This window comes from Gracilibacillus sp. JCM 18966 (assembly GCF_055392695.1).
Genome location: NZ_AP043883.1, coordinates 1,721,702 through 1,747,739, shown reverse-complemented (window position 1 = coordinate 1,747,739; position 26,038 = coordinate 1,721,702). Strand labels below are relative to the sequence as shown.

Annotated in this window: 22 protein-coding genes; 4 read left to right on the top strand and 18 right to left on the bottom strand. The window is 37.2% G+C overall.

What is annotated here, in order from left to right:
* Window positions 1-17 precede the first annotated feature (17 nt).
* The 4 genes from ACZ5N5_RS08330 to ACZ5N5_RS08315 all read right to left on the bottom strand — a co-directional run bounded on the left by ACZ5N5_RS08330 (window position 18) and on the right by ACZ5N5_RS08315 (window position 5,960).
* Entirely contained in the window at window positions 18-1,286 is a 1,269-nt protein-coding gene (locus tag ACZ5N5_RS08330; RefSeq protein ID WP_109984769.1) for an ammonium transporter, read from the bottom strand.
* Window positions 1,287-1,480: 194 nt separating this feature from the next.
* Window positions 1,481-3,400 carry a PTS fructose transporter subunit IIABC gene (locus ACZ5N5_RS08325; protein ID WP_109984768.1) on the bottom strand — a complete coding sequence of 640 codons (1,920 nt, stop codon included), beginning with the start codon at window positions 3,398-3,400 and terminating at the stop codon, window positions 1,481-1,483.
* Window positions 3,401-3,526: 126 nt separating this feature from the next.
* Window positions 3,527-5,461: a BglG family transcription antiterminator gene (locus tag ACZ5N5_RS08320; RefSeq protein ID WP_109984767.1), complete on the bottom strand. Its 1,935-nt coding sequence runs from the start codon at window positions 5,459-5,461 to the stop codon at window positions 3,527-3,529.
* Between the two features lie 343 nt (window positions 5,462-5,804).
* Window positions 5,805-5,960, bottom strand: coding sequence for a hypothetical protein (locus ACZ5N5_RS08315; RefSeq protein ID WP_181397558.1), 156 nt, complete (start codon window positions 5,958-5,960; stop codon window positions 5,805-5,807).
* 155 nt (window positions 5,961-6,115) lie between these two features.
* On the opposite strand from ACZ5N5_RS08315, the gene ACZ5N5_RS08310 reads away from it, so the two are divergent.
* Window positions 6,116-6,478 (top strand): carboxymuconolactone decarboxylase family protein, encoded by a 363-nt coding sequence (locus ACZ5N5_RS08310; protein WP_109984766.1) that lies wholly within the window; start codon window positions 6,116-6,118, stop codon window positions 6,476-6,478.
* Window positions 6,479-6,531: 53 nt separating this feature from the next.
* Here the strand turns inward: ACZ5N5_RS08310 and metA are convergent, their stop codons facing one another.
* The gene (gene metA / locus ACZ5N5_RS08305; RefSeq protein ID WP_277678530.1) at window positions 6,532-7,437 is read right to left on the bottom strand and encodes a homoserine O-acetyltransferase MetA; all 906 of its coding nucleotides are present in this window, start codon (window positions 7,435-7,437) and stop codon (window positions 6,532-6,534) included.
* Window positions 7,438-7,645: 208 nt separating this feature from the next.
* Window positions 7,646-8,245 (bottom strand): YpjP family protein, encoded by a 600-nt coding sequence (locus ACZ5N5_RS08300; RefSeq protein ID WP_109984764.1) that lies wholly within the window; start codon window positions 8,243-8,245, stop codon window positions 7,646-7,648.
* Window positions 8,246-8,497: 252 nt separating this feature from the next.
* Here ACZ5N5_RS08300 and ACZ5N5_RS08295 point away from each other — a divergent pair, with 252 nt between their 5' ends.
* Window positions 8,498-9,325 carry an MBL fold metallo-hydrolase gene (locus ACZ5N5_RS08295; RefSeq protein ID WP_054789128.1) on the top strand — a complete coding sequence of 276 codons (828 nt, stop codon included), beginning with the start codon at window positions 8,498-8,500 and terminating at the stop codon, window positions 9,323-9,325.
* Between the two features lie 50 nt (window positions 9,326-9,375).
* Here ACZ5N5_RS08295 and ACZ5N5_RS08290 read toward each other — a convergent pair whose 3' ends face one another.
* The 8 genes from ACZ5N5_RS08290 to ACZ5N5_RS08255 all read right to left on the bottom strand — a co-directional run bounded on the left by ACZ5N5_RS08290 (window position 9,376) and on the right by ACZ5N5_RS08255 (window position 17,634).
* Window positions 9,376-10,794: a DHA2 family efflux MFS transporter permease subunit gene (locus ACZ5N5_RS08290; protein ID WP_109984763.1), complete on the bottom strand. Its 1,419-nt coding sequence runs from the start codon at window positions 10,792-10,794 to the stop codon at window positions 9,376-9,378.
* A gap of 90 nt (window positions 10,795-10,884) precedes the next feature.
* On the bottom strand, window positions 10,885-11,484 hold the full coding sequence (locus ACZ5N5_RS08285) for a response regulator transcription factor (protein ID WP_109984762.1): 600 nt from the start codon (window positions 11,482-11,484) through the stop codon (window positions 10,885-10,887).
* Window positions 11,481-12,611, bottom strand: coding sequence for a sensor histidine kinase (locus ACZ5N5_RS08280; protein WP_109984761.1), 1,131 nt, complete (start codon window positions 12,609-12,611; stop codon window positions 11,481-11,483). Before ACZ5N5_RS08280 ends, ACZ5N5_RS08285 begins: the two co-directional genes overlap by 4 nt.
* Before the next feature lie 108 nt (window positions 12,612-12,719).
* On the bottom strand, window positions 12,720-13,196 hold the full coding sequence (locus ACZ5N5_RS08275) for a DinB family protein (protein ID WP_109984760.1): 477 nt from the start codon (window positions 13,194-13,196) through the stop codon (window positions 12,720-12,722).
* Between the two features lie 92 nt (window positions 13,197-13,288).
* The gene (gene desA / locus ACZ5N5_RS08270; protein ID WP_054860686.1) at window positions 13,289-14,344 is read right to left on the bottom strand and encodes a Delta(5) desaturase DesA; all 1,056 of its coding nucleotides are present in this window, start codon (window positions 14,342-14,344) and stop codon (window positions 13,289-13,291) included.
* 100 nt (window positions 14,345-14,444) lie between these two features.
* Window positions 14,445-15,572, bottom strand: a complete 1,128-nt coding sequence (gene yfkAB, locus ACZ5N5_RS08265) for a radical SAM/CxCxxxxC motif protein YfkAB (protein WP_464373622.1) — start codon at window positions 15,570-15,572, stop codon at window positions 14,445-14,447.
* A gap of 339 nt (window positions 15,573-15,911) precedes the next feature.
* A complete protein-coding gene (locus ACZ5N5_RS08260) occupies window positions 15,912-16,904 on the bottom strand; it encodes an acrylyl-CoA reductase family protein (protein WP_109984758.1) in 993 nt (330 codons plus the stop codon).
* A 109-nt stretch (window positions 16,905-17,013) separates the two neighbouring features.
* Window positions 17,014-17,634 (bottom strand): superoxide dismutase, encoded by a 621-nt coding sequence (locus ACZ5N5_RS08255; protein WP_054789132.1) that lies wholly within the window; start codon window positions 17,632-17,634, stop codon window positions 17,014-17,016.
* A gap of 172 nt (window positions 17,635-17,806) precedes the next feature.
* On the opposite strand from ACZ5N5_RS08255, the gene ACZ5N5_RS08250 reads away from it, so the two are divergent.
* Window positions 17,807-18,454 (top strand): helix-turn-helix transcriptional regulator, encoded by a 648-nt coding sequence (locus ACZ5N5_RS08250; RefSeq protein ID WP_109984757.1) that lies wholly within the window; start codon window positions 17,807-17,809, stop codon window positions 18,452-18,454.
* Window positions 18,455-18,519: 65 nt separating this feature from the next.
* On the opposite strand, the gene ACZ5N5_RS08245 is transcribed toward ACZ5N5_RS08250, so the two are convergent.
* The gene (locus tag ACZ5N5_RS08245) at window positions 18,520-20,595 is read right to left on the bottom strand and encodes a glycosyl hydrolase 115 family protein (RefSeq protein WP_464368436.1); all 2,076 of its coding nucleotides are present in this window, start codon (window positions 20,593-20,595) and stop codon (window positions 18,520-18,522) included.
* Between the two features lie 158 nt (window positions 20,596-20,753).
* Entirely contained in the window at window positions 20,754-20,876 is a 123-nt protein-coding gene (locus ACZ5N5_RS08240; protein ID WP_425454586.1) for a GapA-binding peptide SR1P, read from the bottom strand.
* 477 nt (window positions 20,877-21,353) lie between these two features.
* On the opposite strand from ACZ5N5_RS08240, the gene ACZ5N5_RS08235 reads away from it, so the two are divergent.
* Window positions 21,354-22,931 (top strand): Vga family ABC-F type ribosomal protection protein, encoded by a 1,578-nt coding sequence (locus ACZ5N5_RS08235; protein ID WP_464373761.1) that lies wholly within the window; start codon window positions 21,354-21,356, stop codon window positions 22,929-22,931.
* Here the strand turns inward: ACZ5N5_RS08235 and ACZ5N5_RS08230 are convergent.
* Window positions 22,928-23,617, bottom strand: coding sequence for a DUF624 domain-containing protein (locus ACZ5N5_RS08230; protein WP_464373621.1), 690 nt, complete (start codon window positions 23,615-23,617; stop codon window positions 22,928-22,930). The genes ACZ5N5_RS08235 and ACZ5N5_RS08230 overlap by 4 nt on opposite strands.
* Window positions 23,618-23,632: 15 nt before the next feature.
* On the bottom strand, window positions 23,633-26,017 hold the full coding sequence (locus ACZ5N5_RS08225; RefSeq protein ID WP_464373620.1) for a glycosyl hydrolase family 95 catalytic domain-containing protein: 2,385 nt from the start codon (window positions 26,015-26,017) through the stop codon (window positions 23,633-23,635).
* Between the last annotated feature and the right edge of the window lie 21 nt (window positions 26,018-26,038).

Below are 26,038 nucleotides of genomic sequence, written 5' to 3'. Positions count from 1 at the left end.
TCATCCCCTTTTCCGAATTATTTAGCCTGTTGTTCATTTAATGGAGAGATATTCTCTGGATAACCATAGCTACCATGCTCACTCAAGTCAAGACCAATTATTTCTTCTTCTTCTGTTACACGTAAACCGCCCATGACTTTATCCATTACCTTAAGAATAATGAAGGAAGCAATGAATGCATAGGCACCACTTGCTACAACACCTAAAATTTGTACCATTAGTTGTTCTAAGCCTCCTCCATAAAACAACCCAGGCAAGCCCCAGTCAGCACCAATTGATAAGGATTCTGTTGCGAAGAAACCAGTAGAGATCGTTCCCCATACTCCTACAGTTCCATGAACAGATAAGGCAAAAATTGGATCATCGATTCTTGCTCGATCGAAGAATCTCATGCTTCCATATACGATTATGCCCCCAATTGCACCTATCACCACTGCTGCCCAAGGTTCTACAAAGCCACATGAAGCGGTAATGGCAACCAATCCTGCTAATGCACCATTCAGTGTTGTCGGTACGTCTGCTTTACCAGTAATTGCCCAAACTGTAAACATGGCGGCAAGTGCACCAGCTGCTGCTGCTAGTTGTGTATTTAAAATAACGTAACCAAAGAAAGCCTCAGAAACTCCGAATGTACTTGCCCCATTAAAGCCAAACCATCCTACCCACAAAAGCAAAACAGCTAAAGCGGTGTACACTTGGTTATGTCCAGCTAAATTATTTGTGGAACCATTTTTATTATATTTACCTATACGTGGCTTCAAAATAATCGTTGCAGCAAGGGCCGCCATTGCACCAGTTAAGTGGACAACAGTAGATCCTGCAAAGTCCTGTTTTCCATGATCTGCTAGCCATCCTCCACCCCATATCCAATGGGCTACAACCGGATAGACGATAGCAGAGAATAAAACTGCAAATACGACATAAGCCGATAATTTCGCTCTCTCAGCAAAGCCTCCAAATGCAATCGTTAAAGCGATAAGGGCAAACATCATCTGAAACATAAAGTCTACCGCTGGTGAAAGTCCTTCTTCACTAAAGCTTGTATCCCCATAGAAAAAATTAGAAAGTCCAATAAACCAGTTGCCGTCTCCATAGATAAAGCCATATCCTACTGCCCAGAAGACGAGTGAACCTATTCCTGCTGTAAAGATTGTTTTACCGGCAATATGACCGGCATTCTTCATTCTAGTGGAACCAGCTTCTAATAAAATAAAACCACCAAGCATTAATAAAACTAAAAAAGTCCCAATAATAACCCATACATTATCCATCAATACAGTTTCCATCTGATTTCTCTCTCCTTGTAAAAAGTATTAACATCAACTGTTAAACATAGTGTAATCTGATTTTAGAAAGCACACCATTTCCATGTAAGGTTTCCTTACATGCTTTTTCTAAAGGAAGAGGTTCACAATAGTAAAACTTCTTCTGAATGCACAAAAATCACCAGGGGGCGTTACCCTGGTGACTGTAAAAGTTTTTATTGAATTTGTTCTAATAATTGAAATGCTTCTTCATCTGATTTCGCCCTTAATAACTGCTCTCTAAATTCTTCGTCCATTAATTTTCGGGAAAGCATTTGTAATATTTTTAAGTGTGCATCCCCTTCCGCTTGTTTTGGAACAGCAATCATAAAAATTAATTTAGCTAATGAGTCGTCCAAGCTGTGCCAATCAATGCCATCCTTTTTTATCCCAAAGACTACCCTTGGAGTTTTCACAGCATCAGATTTTCCATGAGGGATTGCCACATTCATACCTATCCCTGTTGAGCTTTCTGCCTCACGCTCTAGAATTGCTTGCTTAAATTCTGTCTTTGAAGTTAGTATATCCTCTTCGTAAAGCTTTTCAATTAATTCATCTATTACTGTATCTCGAGTGTCTCCTTGAAGGTTAACATCCATCAAATCTAGATTTGTTATATCTGTTAATTTATTTATACCTTCAAGCTTTTCAGTCGTCACTTCTGGTTCTTGCTGTGATGATGCTTGGTTGTTTTCTGGGCTAACAACATCCTTTTTTAATAGCTTAATCATTAATGCTGTAACAATAGAGCCAATAATGATCGCCACAAAAAACATCAGTACATTATCTACAGCACCTAATACACCAACAATAGGGCCACCATGTGCCACTCGATCACCTACACCACTTAGCATGGCAATAACTGATCCTGTCATCGATCCGACCATAATACTTGGGATAACTCGTAAAGGATCTTGGGCCGCAAAGGGAATGGCACCTTCTGTAATACCGAATAGTCCCATAGTTAAGGACGCCTTACCTGTCTCTTGTTGTGCCTTTTCAAATTTATTTTTGAATATTAAGGTTGCTAGTCCTAGGCCGATAGGAGGCACTGCAATCGCAACCGCAATCGGACCCATGATTTCGTAGTTTCCTTCACCAATCATCGCTGAACCGAACAAGAAGGCTACTTTGTTGACAGGACCACCCATATCAAAAGAAATCATCGCACCTAATATAAGGGCAAGTAGAATCGAGCTGGTTCCTTGCATTCCTTTTAACCATGATGTGAGAGCTTCAAACACTTGTGCTACTGGTGCTCCAATTAATAATACAAATAAGAGTCCGACAATTAAAGAGGATAATACCGGAATAATAATGATCGGCATAATCGGCTGCATCATCTTAGGAATTTTGATTTTCTTAATCCAAAGTGCGACATATCCCGCAAGAAAGCCGGCAATAATCCCACCTAGAAAACCTGCACTTGCTTCACTTCCATAAAAGCTACCATTTGCTGCAATGTATCCACCAATCATACCTGGTACTAAACCAGGCCTGTCCGCAATACTATAAGCAATATACCCTGCTAAGATCGGAACCATAAAATTGAAGGAAGCACTTCCAATCTGTTCAATCGTCTTCCAAAAGGAATCTTCTGGAATAACAATTCCGCCCTCACCTGGAACACCACCAAGTGTTAAAGAAATGGCAATTAATAATCCCCCAACAACAATAAATGGTACCATGAAGGAAACACCATTCATTAAGTGACGATAGATTGGATTTTGCTTTGTAGTCTCAGAGGAAGTCGGCATTTTGTCCTTATTTCCCTTTTCTCCTTGGTAAACGGGAGCTTTGTTACTGATCGCTCTATTGATGAGATCTTTTGGGTTTCTAATTCCTTCTTGTACTCCTACTGAAATCAACTTTTTGCCGATAAAGCGACTCTTATCTACTGCTTTATCTGCCGCAATAATGATAGCTTCTGCTTCTTCAATTTCTGCTGCAGTCAGTTGATTTTCAGCGCCGATAGACCCCTGTGTTTCGACTTTTAAATCTATATCCATTTCCTTTGCTGCTTTTTCTAGGTTTTCTGCAGCCATATACGTATGTGCGATACCATTAGGACAAGATGTTATGGCTAATAGCTTCATCTGTTCACACCTCTCTATTCCTTTTATTTTCTTTAGTATACCCCTATATAACCATTTCAAAATATTTATTTATTACCGGAAATTGTGGTAAAAAGATAAAAATCCTATCACAGTATTGTCATAGGATTAGATTAATAATTCGATTAATTGCTCTCGATCTGTCTGTGCGGTAATCTTTGCTACCATTTCTGGATTTCCAGCAAGTCTGGATAATTGATGGAATAGTCTCCTCCTTTTATCCGAATTCTCGTGTTTAAGGACTAAGAAGAATACCAAAGTCACCATTTCCGTTCCCCACATCATAGGTTTGTCCAATGTTGCAACAACAATTTTAGATTCCTTTACAAGGCCTGGACTACCATGTGGAATGGCAATACCCCCACCGATTGCTGTCGCTGCAGCTCTTTCTCTTAACAATGCTTGATGTCCATAATCTCTTTCAACGATTCCATCATGATGCAATCTGTCCGCAATTTTCTCAATCAAAGTAAAACGATGCTCAAACTGGCCATGAATAAAGATATACTTTTCATCCATCAATTGTTTTAATATCGGAACTGTTTCATGGTTCACTGAATCTTTTTTAGAAAATGCTACTCTCAATTTCTGTTTATCCTCGTCTGTTAACAGTGGAGATACGATAATTTGTGGGATCGTAATATCCTTTGTCCACATCGTTGTTATAATGAAATCTACTTGCTTATGCTTCAAATATTTTTTTAAATCATTCTGTGACAATGTTGCGATTATTTCTATATCTTGAAAAAGCCCCTGTAATTTGGAACGTAAAATCTCTGATACACCAACACCCATATGACAAACAATGGCAACACGTTTCATTTTTTTATTTTTTGAACGAATCCGTTCCACTGCCGCTTGATAATGCAAGGTTAAAAAAGCAACCTCATCCTCCGGTAATGCAGATGGTAATTCTTCTTTCATCTCTGCTAAGGTAGTTATAATTGCATCAAACATAAAAGGATACATCTGTTTAATATCAGAGACTAGCGGATTTTTTAGTGGCAGATCATATTTTAAACGATGTAGCACGGAATAGAAATGTGTATGCAATCCTTCTTTTAGGCGGGCATCCTGATTAAATGGCATTAATGCTAAAATACTTAGCCGCTTGCTGAGAATATCTGTAATTCTTTCCGCTTGTTTCTCTGTTTCTATATCATAAGAATAAAATGCTCCATGCTTGTCACTAAGCTTTGCGCCAAGTAGTTGCATTGTCAGATAGATGATTTCATCTTGAGAGAAGGTTAATTGAAACTCATGCTCTAATTGCTGACCAATTTCCTTCATCCAGCTAAACTCTCTTTTCCCTTGGATTAACGCTCGTTGCTGCTCTTTTATTTCTAGGGTATGACCAGTCTTAATTCGCTTAATCATCACCATCACATAAAATATTAGGTGTATAATACTCTCATCTGTTATAGGAATTCTCTGCTCATTCAGCAGTTTATAAACACTGGATTCAATCCTCGATATTTCATATGAATGCATTGTCTGAAATAAGAATGGTTTCCTATCACTCTTAGGAAATATTTCATCCAAACTGATTAGAGCCATACGAATATCCTGTTCCATACCTTCTATCATTAATCCGACACGTTGCTTAGTTTTCAATTTAATATTTTTTGTAGTTAACCAATTTCTGATTTTCTCTAATTCTCTTCGCATATTAGGAGTAGAAACAAAATAGTGTTGAGATAATGATCTTACCGTAAGATTTCTTTCCATTAAAAGTCGGTAAGTAACTTCTTGTATTTCTGCTCCTGTTAGTTCTAGCTTTTCAAGGTAGTTGGATTGATTGGAGTACAGTAAAGCGATTAACCGCTTTTTGTCCTCTTTTGATATTTGTAAAGAGATGCCTACACCAGGTTTTCTAATTAAATTGGCACTCTTAAAGTTTTTTAAATCATTCTCAATCTCTTGCAAATCATTTCTTATCGTTTTCTCTGAACAATTAAATTCGGTTGCGAAATGATGAATCAAAAGCGTATCCTTTTCTGTAAATAAAAGTTCCTTCAATATTTCTTGTTGTCTTACACGCAATATGAATCACCCCCTTCTCCATATCTCTATCTTAGAGGGTGTTGTAGAAAAAGAAAACTAACAAGCATTTTATAGCGTAAATAGCGAAGGGGCTGGGACAAAAGAGTAGTAAAGCAGGAATAATCCGAACGTTAATATTTGTGCACTGTAACCGCTCCGTCAAAATACTTCGCTTTCCGTGGGCACGGCCTCAGCTAACTTTGCAAAGAAAACCACTTTGCAAAGTGGATCTTCAGCTCGTGCTGTTCCCACAGGAGTCTCCGTATTTTGACTACGCTCAGTCAGAAGGTTGTTCGGATTTTCCTTCTTCCTATTTAGTTATGTCCCAGCTTCTTGTGAAAAGTTATAATAATTGCCCAAATACGTAATTGATTAGGAACCAAAGAATACCGAAGAAAATAATTAAATAAGTTATATATTTGATTGCTGCTACGCCAACCTTACTTGAATCAGATTTCTTCTCTTTCTTTTCAACCTCTACTTCTTTGTTTTCATCCAAGATGACCACTCCTCTCGAATTCGAGTTATTAAATATTACCCCTATTATGAAAATTTAAAACTTTGGAAAAATTTAGATAGGCTTGTGTTCAACGTTTTTGTATAAAATGTGGCATAATACTCAGATTAAATAAGGAAAGGTAGGTAGAAAATAAAATGGATAATCATATTAATTATTTTGATCAGGCAATAGAGGACTACAAGCGTGGTACTACCAGAATGCAAGAACAATTACCCGAAATGACAAAGGGCTTCTTTCATTTTACAGAAGAGGCATTTAAAGCTGGAGAGATTAATCAAAAAAACAAACAATTAATGGCCCTGGCGATAAGCATTTATGCTCAAGATGAATATTGTATCATTTATCATACAAAAGGGGCAGTAGAGCATGGAGCAAACGAAACAGAAATAATGGAGACATTAGCGATAAGTGCAGCATTAGGCGGGGGAGCAGCATTTGCCCAAGCCGTAACCCTTGCAATGGATACGTATCATCATTACGAGCAAAAGTTGCATTAATTTAAGAAAAAACCCGGACATCTTTTACAGATAAGCCCGGGTTTTAAAGGTTTTTACAATTGGTAAGGTGTTTCTTGATACACATAATAATTAAGCCAATTAGAGATGAGAATATTGGAGTGTGTTCTCCAGCGCAGCTTTGGCTGTTGTGTTGGATCATCATTTGGAAAATAATTTATTGGCAACATCGGATTCAAACCAGCTGCTTCATCACGATCATATTCCTTCTTTAAGGTATAGGAGTCGTATTCGGGGTGTCCCGTAATGAAAATTTGTTTACCATCCTTGGAAGCAACCAGGTAAACCCCTGCTTCATCAGATTCGCTTAGTATCTTGAGTTCTGGAACACTTTCAATATCTTCTCTTCGTATATCTGCATGCCTAGAATGTGGCGCCAAATACTCTTCGTCAAATCCACTTAAAAGCTTCTCTCTAGGATCATTCAATGTATGGGTATAGATTCCAGATAATTTTTTATCCATCATATATTTGTCTACACCGAAGTGATAATATAAACCAGCCATTGCCCCCCAACAAATATGAAGTGTTGACGTGACATTTTTCTTACTCCACTCCATGATTTGTGTCAACTCTTCCCAGTAATTAACGTCTTCATATGCTAAGTTTTCTATCGGGGCACCTGTTATAATTAGTCCATCATATTTATTTGCTTTCACATCATCAATCGATTTATAAAATTGCTTTAAATGCTCTGGTGATGTATTTTTTGAAGTATGTGTATTCGTATGAAGCAACCCGATTTCGATTTGTAACGGGCTATTGCCTAATAAACGCAACAAGTGTGTCTCTGTTTGTTGCTTTAATGGCATCAGATTTAATATAAGAATTTTAAGTGGACGAATATCTTGCGAAAAAGCACGGCTCTCATCCATGACAAAAATATTCTCATCCTGCAATTTACTTTTTGCTGGTAATAAATCTGGCACTTTAATAGGCATTGACAATACTCCTTTATGATGAATATTCTTTGATCTCTTCTTCCTTGTTAATCATTTAACACGATAGATTCTATTGTACCTATTTCTTTCGATAAAATAAAGAAAAAAGTTCTAAATTTTCTTATAATTCTCTTTGTAATAAAAGAATGATCTCACTATGGCAAAAAAGATGCCCTTTTACTACAGAAGGCATCTCTTATTACTTCTTCTAGGACATCCATCTTGGGGGTGTATTTTTTCCCCAATAAACATCCCCGATTGGATAGTGTTCTTCAAAATTATCTTGTTGTAAATGATAGTGGAATTGAAAATAATAACCAGATTGCGGTCGTTTCACACGGTTTACATGGAAGGTTGCTATATTTTGTTTTTGGACCGTATCATATAAATTAAATATACGTTCTCCATATCCCGACGATGGACCCTCTGAAATGATTAAGTATTGGCTTCTTTCTTCACCGAGCTGGTCATAAAGCTGTTCCAAAACCAATTCTAAATGAGGTACAATAGCGCTTTCTATTTCCTCATCAATTTGATGGGAGATCTTGTTACCTAGCTTTAAAAATAAATGCTCCTGTGCTTGATGATTCAAAGCCTCTAAATACAGTTCCTCATTCGATAAAGTCTCTTCTACTTGCTCTAGAACCGCTACCTGCTCTATGGAAGTCGAATCATTCTCTTCATTAGGTGTAATCTCACCTTTATCTGTTTTATCGATATCTGCATCCAAATATATTGGGGGAACGTATAAACCAAGTGTTAGAATCGCCACTAACCATACCATTATTTTTTTCGTCCACATTTTCATTGTAACCGAGCTCCCTCACTTCATCTTATATAAAAGTTTATCATGTTTCCTACATTTGTCTATATGTGTAAAGCGATTTTTCTCATTTTACACATTTTTTACTAAAACATATTCATCGGCCAACACTGTTGATTTGTATAAAATACGTCCAATATTATCAAGATATAAGGAGAGAGTTCTATCATCTACATTTTATCATTTCTAATCACAGGAGTTTTTTAGCATTATGATCAATAGATTGGGGGAATCGACATGGAACATGAACGTTTAAAACAATTAGAAGAAATGGAACAAAACTATGAACATGCCGTACCAGAGAAAGTGACCGATGATATCGCTTATTATCGTACTCTTTTGACAAATGTGGTGATGATTGGTGCACCAGATCAGGATTGGGTATTAATCGATACAAGTCTCAAACGATATCAACAGAGAATCATTCATGCCTGTGAGGAACGTTATGGAAATAAACCACCGAAGGCTATCATCCTTACACATGGTCATTTCGATCATTCCGGATCGGCAAGAAAGCTAGCAGAATATTGGAATGTACCGATTTATGTTCATGAAAAGGAAATGGATTATGTCACTGGAAAAGAATCTTATCCACCAGGAGATCCAACAGTTGGTGGTGGGATAATCTCTATTTTATCGGTCATCTTCCCTACTCAACCAGAGCATTTAGAAAAATTCGTTCAACCATTACCAAGTGATGGATCTGTTCCATTTTTAGAAGATTGGCATTATATTGAGACACCAGGACATTCAAAGGGACATATAAGCTTTTTCCGCGAGAAGGATCGTGTCCTTATTGCGGGTGATGCCATTTCCACCGAAAAACCCGAATCCTCTTGGTCCATTCTCTTTCCGATCCAACATATTTATGGACCTCCAGCCTATTTTACAGAAGACTGGGTGGAAGCAGGCAATTCCGTCAAAAAGATTGCCGAGCTAAAGCCTTCCATTGTAATAGCAGGGCACGGATTACCGATGGATGGAGAAGAAATGCAAGAAGAATTAGAAGAGCTTGCCGACAATTTTATTGAAAAAGCAATCCCGAAGCATAGGAAATATCATTAAATAAAAAAAGGATAGAGGAGTAATAACACTCCTTTATCCCTTTGTTCTATTTAATCCTCTTTTTCATATGACTCTTGATCAATATCTGAAGGTTTACTATTTTTAATAAATAGCGATACAATAAAGCCAGCAAGTGTAACAAATGATAATACTAAAAATGCTGTATTAGCTCCTACGATTCCAGGAAAAGCTTCTCCACTTGTTTGGGCTTTTTGTTGGGCAGTTGTCATGATGGATACCATAATTGCAGTACCAACAGAAGCAAACACCATTCGCAAAGTATTATCCATAGCTGCACCATGGGCAATTAGGCGTTTTGGTAACTGGTTTAGCCCTGCAGTAGCAACAGGCATCATGACCATGGAAACTCCAAGCATTCTTATCGCAAAAACAAGTGTTAAGTAAGTGATCGATGTCTTATCATCCAAGAACGAAAAGAAGAAGGTGGCACCAGTCATTAGGAAAAGTCCAGTAATTGTGAGCCATCTTGCACCAATTTTATCAAATATACGTCCAGTGATCGGTGACATCAAACCGGTAATTAAGGCCCCCGGTAGTATAACCAAGCCAGAATCTACAGCTGAAAAATCCCTAGCATCCTGCATATATAAAGGGACTAGTGTTTCTACTGCAATCAATCCCATAAACGAAATCATACCAATACTAACGGTTAATGGAAAAATGGAATACTTAAACACTCTAAACTCTAACATAGGGTTTTCTAGTTTGAATTGACGGAGAATAAAGGCGATAAGCGATAATACGCCAACGGTTATAACGATGATCGTAACTGGTGAACTCCAGCCACTGTTACCCGCGCTCGTAAAGCCGTATAATAATCCTCCAAAACCGAATGATGATAGAATAATAGATAATATATCTACTTTTGGTTTAGAAACCTCTGTCACATTCTTCATAACAAAATAAGCGATGATAATATCGATAATCGCAATAGGAAGAATAATATAAAACAACATCCTCCAAGAATAATGCTCTGTTATCCAACCAGATAATGTTGGTCCAATAGCAGGAGCAAAAGAGATAACTAAACCAACTAGCCCCATTACAGTGCCTCGCTTATTTACAGGGAAAATCATTAAAAACACTGTTTGCATTAATGGTAGCATAATCCCCCCACCCGCAGATTGAATCACACGTCCCGCAAGGAGCATGGCAAAGTTTGGCGCAATAGCTGCAACTAAAGTACCAAGAGTGAAAACACTCATTGCCGTAATAAATAGTTGCCTTGTTGTAAAACGATCAATTAAAAATGCACTAACAGGAATCATAATACCATTTACCAGCATGAAAATGGTCGTCAACCATTGTGCAGAATTGGCTGTAATATTCATTTCATCTTTAATTGGTGGTATAGCGGTAATCATTAACGTTTGATTTAAGATCGCAATAAATGCTCCAGCTAATAGTAATGCTACAATAGTACTTCTCTTCTGAGTCGATGCAGTCATCTTTTCACTCCTTTTTCACGTATAATCACGAAAGCTATTGTATGCTTTTTCATAGAAAAAAGCAAAAAATAGGAACTCGAGTTCATGTCCCTATTTTAGCCACCCTTTATCCTTTGCTTTTGCAATCGCTTCAATTCGGTTTTCTACTTCTAATTTATCCAAAATAATCGATATATAATTTCGAACTGTTCCATTTGTTAAAAAAAGTTCCTTTGCAATATTTTTAGTAGTTTTGCCCTCTGCCATCAGGTTCATGACATCCAATTCTCTCTCCGTTAATGGATTACAATCTGCAAACGCTAAGTCAATCAATTCTGGTGCGTAAATTTTTTTCCCTCTCATGATTTGGCGAATCGATTGTGCTAAATCTTCACTTGGACTATCCTTCAATAGATAGCCCATTACCCCTGCATTTCTTGCCCGTTCAAAATAACCCGGTCTTGCAAAGGTTGTTAAGATAATCACCTTACACGGATGATCAGTCAGCTCCTCCGCTGCATCTAGCCCTGTTTTAACTGGCATTTCAATATCCATAATACAAATATCAGGATCTTCCCTTTTTACTAATGCCAGAACTTCATCCCCATTGCTTGCTTTGCCAACAATCTTCATATCCTCCTCCAAGTCAAGCAGGGAACCAAGCGCTCCTAATAAAAGCTGTTGATCCTCAGCCAATACAATTCGAATCAAACCTCATCCACCTCCATCTGCTTAATTACTTTTGGTACTGTTAATTGGATAGTAAAGTCTGTTTCTTTTTTTAATAACTTTATTTTGCCTTCTACAAATTCCAATCTTTCTCTCATTCCTTTTAAACCATTACCAAAAGCTATCGTTTGATTTGTCCCAACACCATTGTCCGTAACCTCTAGTTGAAAACTATCCTGCTTTTCGATAATGGAAATAGTACAATGGCTTGCTTCACTATGTTTGACAACATTGGTTACTGCTTCTCTTAGGCACATACTTAACACATTTTCAATAAGTAATGGAATATGGTCAATGTTCACCTTCATCTCTGCATGATTTTGGATTCCTGCTACTGTTAACAATTGCTGAACATGGTCGAGCTCGTCCGTTAATTTTATCATTCTCATTTCCGAGACCATTTCTCGTACTTCCTTTAAAGCTTGACGAGCTACATGTTGAATATCCTGCATCTCTTTTTCTGCTGCCATGAGGTCTTTTTTCATTAATTTTCGAGAAAGTTCACTTTTCAGTCCGATTAAAGAAAGCTTTTGTCCTAATGTATCATGTAGATCACGAGCAATTCGATGTCTTTCTTCGACGATCGCTAACCGAGCAATCTTTCGGTTAGCATCCTCTAGCTTCCCTTCTAGCTCCTCTTGCTTTAAGCGACTATATCGATTAATCGGAATAAGGATAACTCCTAGTATTGTCATCACAAGAAATGGGATTTGTCTTATAATTAAATCATAGTTTAACCAGAAGGCAAGTGCCATCGCCGCTACCGTTGTAACGAGATGGATCACGTAAAAAGTAACAAACCCTGCCTTTCTCTTAATATTCCCAATAAAAAAAGCGGAAAACAAAGCGAAATAAACATAACCAAATAATAGGGTCATCGCAATATTGATCACAAATTCAATACTTAATCCTATGTACACAAGTCTTCCTCTAGAAGTATATGAAATCCAGTAGGTAATAAAGAAAATTAAAGTGACAGCAATACCAAAAATAATTTCATACAATGCCGTAGAACGAAAAATAAAGTAAAATGGCAATACACAAAAAATAATCCATATGTATAAACTCAAACCAGTATTTTTAGGGAATAAATGATACCAATTTTGCAAAATAGTCACCTCTCATCGCTTTTTCCAGTATAACCGATTTACTTAACCTAAAACTATTTAAAGGCATGCATTCACAAGGAATCCATACCTTTTTCTATCATTGTTCTGTTATGCTTCCCTTTTTGACAAGAAGGTTTTTAATTGATTAATATGATGATGATCATGCCAGATAAAGTCTAATAAGTATTGATAGGCGGAGAATTTATTCCCATCTCCATCCACGCGTTCTTCTATAAACGCTTCTTCTGATAAGGATTGTATTTGATTGATCAACTCAGACCTATATTGAATAGTCCTATCGATGATTTCCTGCCGGCTCGTTCTTTTGGCATAGTCTACAGCTTTTTGATTAAATTGATCAAAGTTTAGATGCTGAACTGTTACCGGTTGGTTATTTGTTATTTTTTGGATTCCTTCCTCCAGAAAATATTTATCCCAAAGCATGATATGGGCGACCACATCTCTTAATGTCCACTTCCCTTCAGCTAGCGGCGTAATCCAAGTTAATTGGTCTAACTCCCTTAATGATTCAACAAACTGAATGAGCTCCGAAAATTCCTTCATTAGCTGCTCTCTCTTTTGCAAAAGATTCCCTCCTAGTAAAAATTATCTTTACTAATAAGTTCGACCTTTTCCTGAGGAATCCTGTTCCTAGCAGTAGAAAAAAACGCTTCGAATTAAGATCGAAGCGTTTGAGATCCTTTAGCAGTTGAAGAAATAGACATCGAATTTTCCCTATTCCATTCCCTTTTCACTTCTTTAAAGCTAACAAAGGTTTTTTTCTCTTCATCATATAGACGAAAACGTATTGACTCTAGGCTAGTCCATATCGTAATAGTGGTTGCATTGTGAAGTGGCGGTGTTTGTTGATGTGCTTTGTCTAGATTATAATTTGGAACTCTTGGTGCTAAATGGTGTACATGGTGGTAGCCGATGTTTCCTGTTAGCCATTCTAACCATTTAGGTAATTTATAATAAGAACTCCCATCAACCGCTGCTTTGACATAATCCCATTCTGATTCATTTTCAAAATAAGAATCTTCAAATTGATGCTGTACGTAAAATAACCAAATTCCTAGCATTCCCGCAACATAAACAATTGGTAGCTGTACAAACAAAATAGCTTCCCAACCAAGTGTTAATATGATTACGGTATAAATTAATAGAAGTAAAACGTTGATTAGATACGTATTCCAGCGCTCCTTCTTCTTTGCATCTTTCCGATTAAAACGATTGGAATATAGAAACAAGGACAATGGGCCAAGTCCAAACATAATGAGTGGATTACGGTATAGACGATATTGTAATCGAAGCCCTTTAGATGCCTCCTTATATTCCTTTACTGTCATGATCCATACGTCACCAATACCACGTTGGTCAAGGTTCCCACTTGTCGCATGATGGATGGCATGCTCTCTTTTCCATTTTTCAAAAGCAAAATGAGTAATTACACCCGTAATGGTACCTAATATACGATTCCATTTTTTATTTTTAAAAAATGATTGATGAGCACAATCATGAAAAATAATAAAGGTCCTGACCATAAAGCCTGCAGCAATCACTGAAATTCCAATACTTAAGAAAACGGAAATGGATAGACTTTGATATGCCAAAAACCATAGTAGAAAAAAAGGTAAAATGGTATTTAATATTTGAAAAACACTCTTTTTAGTATGTGATGTAGCGTATGGCATTACATCTTTTCGGAGCTGCGCCTGTTTTTGTTTACTCATCTTATCCCTACTTTCGTAGCTTCTTTGTTAGTATTTTACGAATTTTTCAGGATAATTATTAGAGGCAGCTGTCAGTATTTCGATATGACAAATGTCATATTTATCTCGAGATATTACTAACTCTCTCCGAAAAATCCACACCTTGATAATACGTATTCTTCACTAAAATATTTGGACCAAGGCATCGCACCTTAGGACAATGACAATTGAGAGAGTGAGCAGTCTTCGAATTCATCCAACGATCATAGGCTTCCTGTAAGGTTGTATGCTGAATATTTCCTAATGATGATTCCTCATCACCGAAATCTGTTACAATAACCTCTCCTGTAAAAATATTGACATTGAGACGGGAACGACCATCCGGGTCATTCCGAATAGTGACATTTTTCTCCTGATAGAGACGTTTTAATAGTGCTAGCTCCTTTTCATTTTTATTACATGGGTAAAAAGGTAAGGTACCAAAAAGCATCCAGATCGATGAATCGCGATGATTTAATAGCCTTTCGATCGCTTCCTGCATTTCCTCCAATGATAATGTCTGGAGATCACTAGCAAAATCAACAGGATACATAGGATGTACTTCGTGTCTAGCACAGCCCATTTTGATAATATGATCATGAATGGACTCTAAGTAAGGAAAAGTACGCTTATTCAGCATCGTTTCTGCTGATACCATAACACCTTCAGCAGCTAAACGCTGTGAATTTTCTACCATTCGTTCAAAATATTTTTTGCGATTTTCTTCGGATGGCTTTCTGTCCATATTCGCAAATCCTGTTTCAGCAAACTCCTCTGGTGTGCCCCAATTATGTGAAATATGTAAAACATCTAAGTAAGGAATAATTGCTTCATAACGAGAATAGGGTAAGGTTAAATTAGAATTAATTTGGGTCCTGACACCTCGTTCATGGGCGTATCGCAACAATGGGACGACATATTCCCTAATTGACTTTTTCGACATCATCGGTTCCCCACCAGTGATACTCAATGTTCTAAGATGTGGAATTTCATCTAGACGTTGTTTTAATAATTCAAAAGGTAGAGCTTCCGGATCTTTATCTCTTAATGTATATCCTACGGCACAGTGTGCACACCTCATATTACAAAGATGTGTTGTCGTAAATTCTATATTGGTTAACGTCATTTCCCCATATTCATCCACATCCATATAAGCTTCCCAAGGGTCAAACTTTGGAGTGATTGGAGTCCATGTTTCTGTTGATGTCATTTTCTATAAAACATCCTTTCTCTTTCTAACCTATCTATTCTAAGACGTATAGAATTATGTCCATACATATCCATATTATTGTAACAGAAAAATAGCAAATGCTTATCGAAAATCATCTTTTTCTTTTTTGAAGAGGAATGATGAGGGGACATGTAACAAGAAAACTATTGTAGCTTACTAGCCCTAGCAACATAATTGCTAGGGCTAGCTTTAATCCGCTCATTTTATTATTCTAATTGCCATTGCCCACTCGGTCGTTGAATATCTTTTTTCAATCGTTGGATATAAATAATAGAAATAGCCGATTTTCCATAAAGAAAAATCGGCTTAAACGATCGATTAAAGTCTCACGATTATTCTTCCTCTTGCTTGTCCCTTTAATAATGTTGGTAAAACTTCTGGCAATTGCTGGAGTGTTACTTCTTGTTGAAGAAGTGCCCCCAAATTTTTTGGTTTATAATTAGTAGCCAAGCACTCCCATACCTTTCTTCTCACTTCCATAGGACAATACACCGAATCAATACCAAGAAGATTAACTCCTCGTAAAATAAACGGGAATACAGTTGTAGGTATTTTTGTTCCACCAGTTAGCCCACTTACCGCAACAGATCCCCCATACTCGATTTGACTTAAAAGGGATGCTAGTGGTTCACCACCAACAGGATCCACTGCTGCTGTCCACTTTTGTTTATGTAAAGAGTGAATTTGCCCATCATAAACCGCTTCTCTTGAAATAACAGATGTTGCCCCTAATTCCATTAAATAAGATTGCTCCGCCTTTTTGCCTGTACTTGCTTCCACGTGGTAGCCTAGTTTAGACAGAATCGATATAGCGAAGCTACCTACACCACCTGTTGCTCCAGTAACCAGGACTTTTCCCTTTTTAGAAGGAAAACCATTTTCCTCTAAACGTTTTACTGACAATCCTGCAGTAAAACCTGCAGTCCCTATAATCATTGCCTCCTTTAGTGAAAGCTGTGGAGGTAAAGGTATTAGCCAATCAGCTGGAATCTTCGCATATTCACTATAGCCACCAAAATGATTCACGCCGATCTCATAGCTAGTAGCAATTACTTTGTCACCTTCTTTATAGCGTGGATCTGTGGATGATTCCACAATTCCCGCTAGATCAATACCAGGAACCATAGGATAGTGTCTAATGATGTTACCATTTGGAATGGCTGCAAGACTGTCTTTGTAATTTACACTTGAATAGTGTACTTTAATTAATACTTCACCTTCTGGTAAGTCTTTTAAGGAAAGCTCCTGAATTTTCACTGAAAATTGATCTTGATCTTTATCCACAACTAAAGATTGAAAGGACTGATCCATCATTATCGCTCCTTTTTTAATTATCGAATCCTTACACTTTTAACAGAATCTTAACACATAAAAAGATGGAAAGATAACCATTAGTATCTTTCCATCCGATCATTTAAAATTATTTAATTGCTTGTCGATATTTTTCTGCAACTACGTCCCAATTAATGACTTGATAGAAGTTAGCAATGTAATCTGGACGCTTGTTTTGATATTTTAAGTAGTATGCATGCTCCCAGACATCAATCCCAAGGATAGCCGTTTTCCCTTCTGAAATAGGATTATCTTGATTTGGCGTACTTGTCACTTCTAACTTCCCATCCGAGTTAACAACTAACCATGCCCAACCAGAACCAAATCTTGTTACAGCAGCATTGGAAAATTCCTCTTTGAATTGATCAAAGCTTCCGAACTGTTGATCAATCGCTTTAGCAAGCTCTCCTTCTGGTTTATCTGCTTTCGATCCTGGTGCAATCACTTCCCAAAACAATGTGTGATTAAGATGGCCTCCACCATTATTTCTCACAGCGGTACGAATGCTTTCAGGTACGTTGTCTATATTAGCAAGAAGCTCTTCTAAGCTACTGTTAGCAAATCCCTCTTGACCTTCCAGTGCTGCATTCAATTTGTCTACATAGGTTTGATGATGTTTTCCATGATGAATTTCCATTGTCTTTTGATCAATGTGTGGTTCTAAGGCATCAAAGGCATAAGTTAATGCAGGTAACGTGAATTTTCCCATTTTTCCTACCTCCAAGATTAATTATTATACTTTTGGGTATAAAAAGTATAATATAATCATAAACCATATTTTTCTAGGATTCAATTAATTTGTTTCTTAATATTTCCAATCTTTTTTTATCATTTGTATAATAAAGAAAGGACATTCATTTATAAATAGGAGGGTTCTGAAGATGCCATCCGTTAAAACAACGAAAGATAAAATACTAGAATTATTTAAAAAAGAAATCTCCATGTCTGTAAAAGAATTAACCGATTTTTTAAACATGACAGATATGGCTGTTCGCAAACATATTCATAGATTAGAAAAAGATGGCCTGATTAGAAGTGAGCATCATAAACAATCTATCGGTAGACCAATACAAAGGTACTGTTTAACCTCAAAAGGAAATCGATTATTCCCTAACAATTATGAATCTATTAGTGTCGAATTTCTAAAAGATATTCAAGCAATACATGGGGATGAGTCGATAAATCAGCTCTTTAAAAAGCGGGAAGAACGACTTACTAATGATTACAAAAAACGTGTTACAAGAGCAACAAACAAAGAAAAAGTTGAGGAAATGGTGAAGATTCAAAATGAAAAAGGCTATATGGCGGAGCTAAGACAGATTAATGAAAATCAATATGAAATGACAGAATACAACTGTCCTATATTTGCCGTTGCAAACGAGTATCATATCGCCTGTCAATGTGAGACCAATATGTTTAAGCAGGTGTTGGCTACCGATCAAGTTGAAAGAGTGCAATGTAGAGCAGAAGGAGACAATCACTGTAAGTTTAGCGTTCATTTTTCAGACGAGGTAGCTTTAAAGGTATGATTTCATGGTACACCATCACCACTTTAAAGACAGGCTTTTAAAGTGGTGATGTTTTGCATTCCACGCTATATGGTTCCATTTTCTAAAAACTTCTCTTCTAGTTTCTGAGCTAGGTCATCATCAGATAGAGGCTCTCTATGGGTGTTCTCTAGATAAATATATTTTTCTGTTTCTGGCATAATGTATTCCTTATACCATAAGAAGAAGTCAGGACTATCTCCAAACACGCGAAGATATTTTCGCAATGTGTCTAAATTGTCTACGGTTGATTGAATATTCGTCAACCAATCTGCCCGGTAGAAGTTCTTCCATTTTCCGTGCTCTGATTTTCTTAATGTATCCACACCCATGCTATATGCCGCCATTGACTTTGAAGCCCATACAAAAGCAACAGGATAATTCCCTTCTTTAAAAGAGAAAAAAGCTTTACATAAACGAACAAACCCCAGACAGCCTGATTCATGTAATTCTACATGAAATAAAACTTGATCACGAAAACGAGTTTTCTCCTTGTCTGACAATTGTGCCAAAACCTTCCAGCATTTTTTCTTTAATTTAGCCCAATTTTCCAAGCCTTCTGTACATTTCTGATAAAAAAAGCTTACCTGTTCATCGAATGTTCTATTTTCCGGAACCCAGCCTAGTTTTTCAGCCCGTTTTGCTATGCTTCCGGTTAGCCAATGACCAATGATGATTCTTGCAGGATGATGATAAAACTCCTCCCCCGCCTTTTCATCTGCATATCCACCAAATGAAACCGTACAGGTAGCATACTCCTTATAAATCTTTCCAATTTCCTCTTGACAAGTAGAAAATAGGCGATTTATGAAGCTATCTAAGTGGCTATCGATGTCTGTAGTGCCATTTTTCCAGATTTCACTGACAAGATCCAGCTGATATAGATGTGGACGAATATTTCCACTGTTGAGCAAAAGATACTTATCTGCCTGGTGATGAAAAGCATTTTGTAGCTCTTTTAAAATGAAGGTAGACGAGGATGGAAACATGGTTAAGTGATTAGAAGCTTTCAAATCATGAAAAGTAATGTGATAGTATATACCATGTAATCCCTTATCATCGAGATCAGGCAATGCTGGAACTCGGTTGTTTTCATTCCCTTGACTTCTGGAAACCATCTTCCCATACCCATTATCTGCCCACATTTTAATCACATTATCAGGTAGCTTCATTACTCCTTGTTTGTAAAGCTCAGAGATCTCGCCATATAAAGCAACACCACAGACAGGATTCTCCACGTGCTTTTCGATCAATTCTTTCTGTCTATTGATAACATAGCTGATCATTTCCCCTCTCTTTTCAGGTGTATTAAAGCTCGGATCAAAGTCCCAAAAAGGCTGGTCTCCTTGACCTCGGAAAGAAAGCATCCATAAGACTTTTTTGTCCTTTTGTTTGATGATGGCTTCCTCCCAAAGTTGTTCAAATCGTTCACGGTTTTCTTTATAGCTTGCTTTTTCTCCTGGATAGGCTCTGAGGAACATCTCTGCACCGAGTGGCTCCGCATGGTGATGCGTAATCCATAGCCCCATCTCTGATGCTAAATGAAAGTGAATACCATGCTTCGGTAAATCCGTTCCAGGGATCACCATGTTCCCCCCACATCTTAACAATGCTTCAAATACAGGATACCAAACCTCTTCAGTTGGCGGATATTCAGGCTTCCAGCCAATCAGACAAACCTCATCATTGACAAACCAGCCTCTATATCGGACAACAGGCTCAATTGAAGCATAATTTTTTATCGGAATACGCACTTGCTCTTTCGTTTCCACCTCAAGGTCCGCCCAGAACCAGAAAGGATCAATACCAAAGTATTCGTTACTAATATGAAGCAAACCGTAAATAATACCTAAGTCATCGCTACCGACTACATGCATGACAGTCTTTTCTCTTTTAATAAATCGTATAGAATAGGACTCCTGTCTATGAAAAACAGGCTCGTCTTCCTCGGCATATCGAATAACAATTGTGGCATTATCCTCCTGTTCCGTTTCTTTTAGTGAAGATTGGAATACCTTTTTAAAATCTCGCTCAAACATCGAAATTCCATGCTGAATGGGTGTTGTACGATTTTGTGGGTATTTTATCAACACATTATTGTCTAGAATAAATGAATGAATCACGATAACCTCTCCTCGCACATAATATCATTAGAAAACGATTTCAATTGTTACAAGTATAACAATTTTATGCTTTATATAGGATGAAATAACAGAGAGAAATGATTAAAAAGGAGATAAAAAAGCCTAGATCCCGTAAGAATCCAGACAGAATAATTAAGCTATATTTTATTTTGTCTACTCTTCCTGCATTCGGCATTACAATAAGAATAATATTTAGTTACTCCATTCGTTTCCACCGATGCAACAACGTTATTACAATGCACACAAATAATGGTACCCATTTTCGTTGTTTGTCTATTTGATTTCAATTTACACCATCCCTTCCTTTGTGTTGTACTAAAAATTAATTATGTTGAATTTATAATAACATAAATATTATATAATGTACATTATATAATTTAAAATTAAATATAGTGCACATTATATATTAGCCTAGGTTAACAAAAGTGATATTGACATTCTTCTCCATTTTGCATATACTTACAGTAATTAATTTGAAAGGGTGAGCCATTTAAAATGAAGTATTAATCCTATTTTTATGCAATATTTCCATAATACAGACTTGTTGAAGTTCGACATTGGGATACGTCTGTCTTTATGGTAAATGTTCAGAATAGGATTAGCTTTATATGGCATACTAATCGACTTAGTTAAACAAATTGTCTTGGTGTCTTTATACACCTGAATTATGCCTCCTATTCTGAATGTGAATAAGGAGGCTTTTTTTGTCTCCATCAAGAAATGGAGTGAATAATCCTATGCTATTACAAGCGAAAAACCTTACGATTTCCGTTCAGGCAAGGACATTACTAGAGATTGATCTATTGGAGATTTTCGAAGGAGATAGGATCGGACTTGTTGGGAAAAACGGAACAGGAAAGTCCACCTTACTTCACACACTATCTGGACAGCTTGCACCAGAGAAGGGAAGCATTACCTATCATGGCACCTTGGAGCTCTTGCCCCAGCTTAAATTATCAGATGGACATAAAAGTGGTGGAGAAATAACACAGGCATACATTCAACGGGCTTTCTCAAATCAAAGCAGCCTATTATTAGCCGATGAACCAACGACCCATTTAGATACCAATCATATTGAGTGGGTAGAAAATACGTTAAAGCATTGGCAAGGGGCTTATGTGGTAGTTTCCCATGACCGTAAATTCTTAGATGTTACCTGTAGTAAGATATGGGAAATAGATCAAGGACGGCTGAAGGAATATAAAGGAAATTACCAGCGATTCAAGGAACAAAAGGAGCTCGAAAAACAACAGCAACTACAAGAATATGAAAAATATCAAACAAAAAAGCAGCAATTAGAAAATGCTTTAGTATTAAAATCAGAAAAAGCTGCAAGAGCCACTAAAAAACCAAAGAACACAAGTGCATCGGAAGCCAAAATCACCGGGGCAAAGCCTTATTTTGCCAAAAAGCAAAAAAAGCTACAGCAAACAGCCAAAGCAATAGAAACTCGACTTGAGAAGCTGGATAAGGTAGAAAAACCATATGAAGAAACACCGATAAAAATGGAGCTACCTCAGCAGGATAAAATAAAAGGTCGCAAGCTTATTCAAGTAGAAAATCTCCCTGGCACAATCGGTAGCAAAACTCTCTGGGATAAAGCGAATCTACTCATTCATGGTGGCGATAAAGCCGCGATCATTGGAGCAAACGGAACAGGAAAAACCACCTTAATTCGAAAAATTATCCAAAATGAGGAAGGTATTCACCTTTCACCAGCATGCAGGATGGCATATTTCAAACAAGATCTATCCATTTTAGATCCGAAAAAAACCATCTTAGAAAATGTACAGGAAGGCTCTGTTCATGATGATACTTTAGTTCGAACAGTGCTTGCTAGACTGCATTTTTATCGTGAACAAGTCCATAAAAAGGTAGAAGTGCTAAGTGGCGGAGAACGAGTAAAGGTTACTCTCGCAAAGCTGTTTGTCAGTGATTGTAATACGTTGATACTAGATGAACCAACTAATTTTTTAGACTTAGAAGCGATGGAAGCATTAGAAAGGTTATTGAACGAGTATGAAGGAACAATCATTTTTGTATCGCATGATCGCAGATTTGTCGAAAAGTTAGCAACAAAAGTAATTTCCATCGAAAATCAAAAGATAACCTATTTTGAAGGAAGCTACGAGCAATTTAGAAATAGAAAAAAGGTAAAAACAAAAGATACCTTAGCGGAACAAAAGCTTGTTTTAGAAACAAAAATCACCGATGTACTTAGTAGACTAAGCATCGAACCTTCCGAGGCATTGGAAAAAGAATTCCAGGCATTACTAAAAGAAAAACAAAACTTATCCAAAAGCACTGATCACTAAGTGATCAGTGCTCTTTCCTCTGTTCTATATATCTTCAAAAAAACAAGAAGAGAGAAAAAGACTAGAATAGACCCTGAAAAGATAGGTAACAGAAAAGCAAACCATTCGATCATAACATAAAGATAGATTGAACTAATCAAACCTAAAGACATCGATAGAAATGGGTGACCGAACATTAATATGGCTACATGTTTCCATATGGAACGGAGCTTCCCCTTCATATAGATAGCACCAGAAAACACCTGCAATTGATAAATAAAACCGAAAAATCCGATAATCAAGAATAGATAGATTAGTGAGGTATTTTTTATATCTAACATGTAGAAAAAGTCGATGAAGAAGATAGCCCAAAAAATAGTGAAGATAGTGCCCAGCTTCATACTTTTTTTATAATTTTCTTTAAAAAAAGAACAGTAATCTCGAAATATGCTAATCTCGTTCTTATGGATGAATTGATTGACGACCGAGAACAATGCCATTATCGATGGATAAAAGACAAAAGGAAGTATGGCAAAAATCAGACAACATAAACCAATGATGACAGCAAGGGAATCTGCTATCAAAAGGTTAAATAATAGGAAAACAATCGGTAAATTAAAGAAGAACCAGATAATATTTACAAAAAAGAATTTATAGACCCAATCAGCTACAGTATAAAAACCACCCAATACTCCTGTATAATGCATCCTAATCACCTTTCTTTATTTAGTGAACATCTCTACCGTTTCTTCCGGTGCCAGCTTAACGTGAACGTACGCCTCCCCTAATTTGGATCGTGAAACTTCTCCCTCTCCTTTCCACTCATAATCATGAAAGTGAACAGGCAATCCTATTGTTAACTCAGTCTCGCGCTCTGCTTTCACGGTTACTGAGAAACTATTTCGTAAAAGATTCCATTGAAAGCTTATTGTTCCTGTACAAAAATGAAAGCTTTTAACCTTTCCTTCCTTCCAATCATCTGGTAGGGCTGGTAGTAGCTTTATCATTGTTGGCGACACATAAAGCAGCATTTCCTGTATCGCATTTACCACTCCTAAGTTAGCATCCATTTGCACAGGGGCAGTATCAATTTCCATTGTCAAGCCCATGTTACGCCAGTCATTATGAACAGTATACAAATTATTTAATAAACAAGAACGGGTTAAATGCTCTAAACAACGAAGGGCTTCGTTCCCCTCCTGAAGCCTTGCATAAATACTTGCCATATGAGCAAAAGACCAGCTTGTTTGTGCACCTAGCTTTCTTTTTCGAACCGCTTTTCTAAAGGCTTCAAATAAAATCCCTGCTTCCTTTACTAATTCCTGGCCAGGAAAAATCGGATAAATATGCGATAAATGTCGATGTTCATCATTTTCATCAAACTCATCATGCATCCATTCCTTAATTGCTCCCTGTTGATCAACTTGATAAGGAGGAATTCTTTCAAGCATCGCCTTCCAAGTAGAGGTATCTTCTGTGGTAACAAGCTCACTTCCTTCGATCAAGTTGGTGAGTAATTCCTTCATCACGGCAAAGTCCATTGTGGCATTAATCGCAGTTGGCATTGGGTGAGCGATGGGTTCTTTGCTGTCCGGCATAAAATTGCCAGGCGTATTTTCTGGAGATACGGACGGGAAATACTGATAATACCCATCATCTCCTATAACTAAAAAATCCTGATAAAACTGGACAGCTTCTTTCATAAAGGGAAGTGCCTTTTCCCTTAAAAAGGTTTCATCACCACTAAATTGATAGTAAGAATAAAAATGCTGTGCTATCCAACTAGCAGCAGTGGTCCAGTTCATAATAACGGGTACTAATTGATTCGGCTTCCCAATTCCTGGGGTCGTCCCAGCCGGTATGTAGATCCCACGGCAGCCAAAGAGCTTTTTCGCATTATCTCGAAAATCATCAAGCAATTGTTCATAATATTTGGTAAACGACAATTGTAATTGGTTCAACCCTCCCACTGCCGTATGCCAATACATCATCTGAATATTTTCATTCGCCATTCGGTGACTCCACATTAATTGATAATCGCCATGCCATAGACCATACATCGAAAAAGGTTGACCATTTACTTTCGTTCCAGAGAGGAATAAGTAACGCCCAAAAGTCCATAATTTCTCGATTAGTCTTGTTGGTGCCTTTTCTTTATATGCTTGTAGAAGTAATACTTCATTGGAATGCTCCTTAGGATCATTCGATAACTCCAAACTAGACGAAAAAAATAATGGCTGATAGATCATAAGATGTTCATTTAGTAATTGCTCATAGTTTTTCTCTATTTCGCTTAATTCTCGTTTTAATTTTTTCCACTCTATTTGACTATCCGCTTGGACGAAGACTTTGACAAGGATTAATAAACGATTAGTACCAGTACAAACTACTTTTTCCTCACTAGAGCTAATTTCGCCTGTCTCTGTGATAATACGAGCAACGGCTCCAAAATCCGTACCATCCTGATTCGTTGCCTTGTAAAACAAAAAATTATCCTCCGTTTCCACCTGAACAGTATTCCTTAACTCCCCATGCCTTTCTTTCATACGAGGAGAGTCCGTTGGATGGAGTTGAAAGCTTATATCTGTATCAATGGCATTGCTTTTATCCGAAAAGATTTCATAAACGATGATCTCGTCAGCTCGGGATACGAAAAGGTTTCGTGTGAAGCTCGTATCATTCTCCTGCCAAGACACAGAAACCTCGCCTGTTTCTAAATTGATTCCTCTATTATAGTGGCTAAATCCTGATTCGAAAGGCATTGTAAGACATAGATCAACAAGTGGTAAGGGGCTTTCTAATTTGGAAAAGTAACCGCGTTTTTTTACTTCCTTTGTTAAATGCCAATTAGCCTCTTGAAAATTCCCTTTATCCATAAGTTCTCTTGTTTCATTTAAAGTATAGCTTACATCTGGCAATTCCCCTTTCACGCCCATATGCCATAATTGAGAATGATTGATTAAAACTGTTTCATTTTTTATTCCACCATATACAGCTGCACCGATCTCACCATTTCCTGCTGGCAATGCTTCACGCCACATATTTCTCCACCAGGAGGCAGGGTATTGAAGTACAAGCTTGTTTCGATCTGCTACATTGTCAAACATGATGCTCCTCCTCCCATTTCC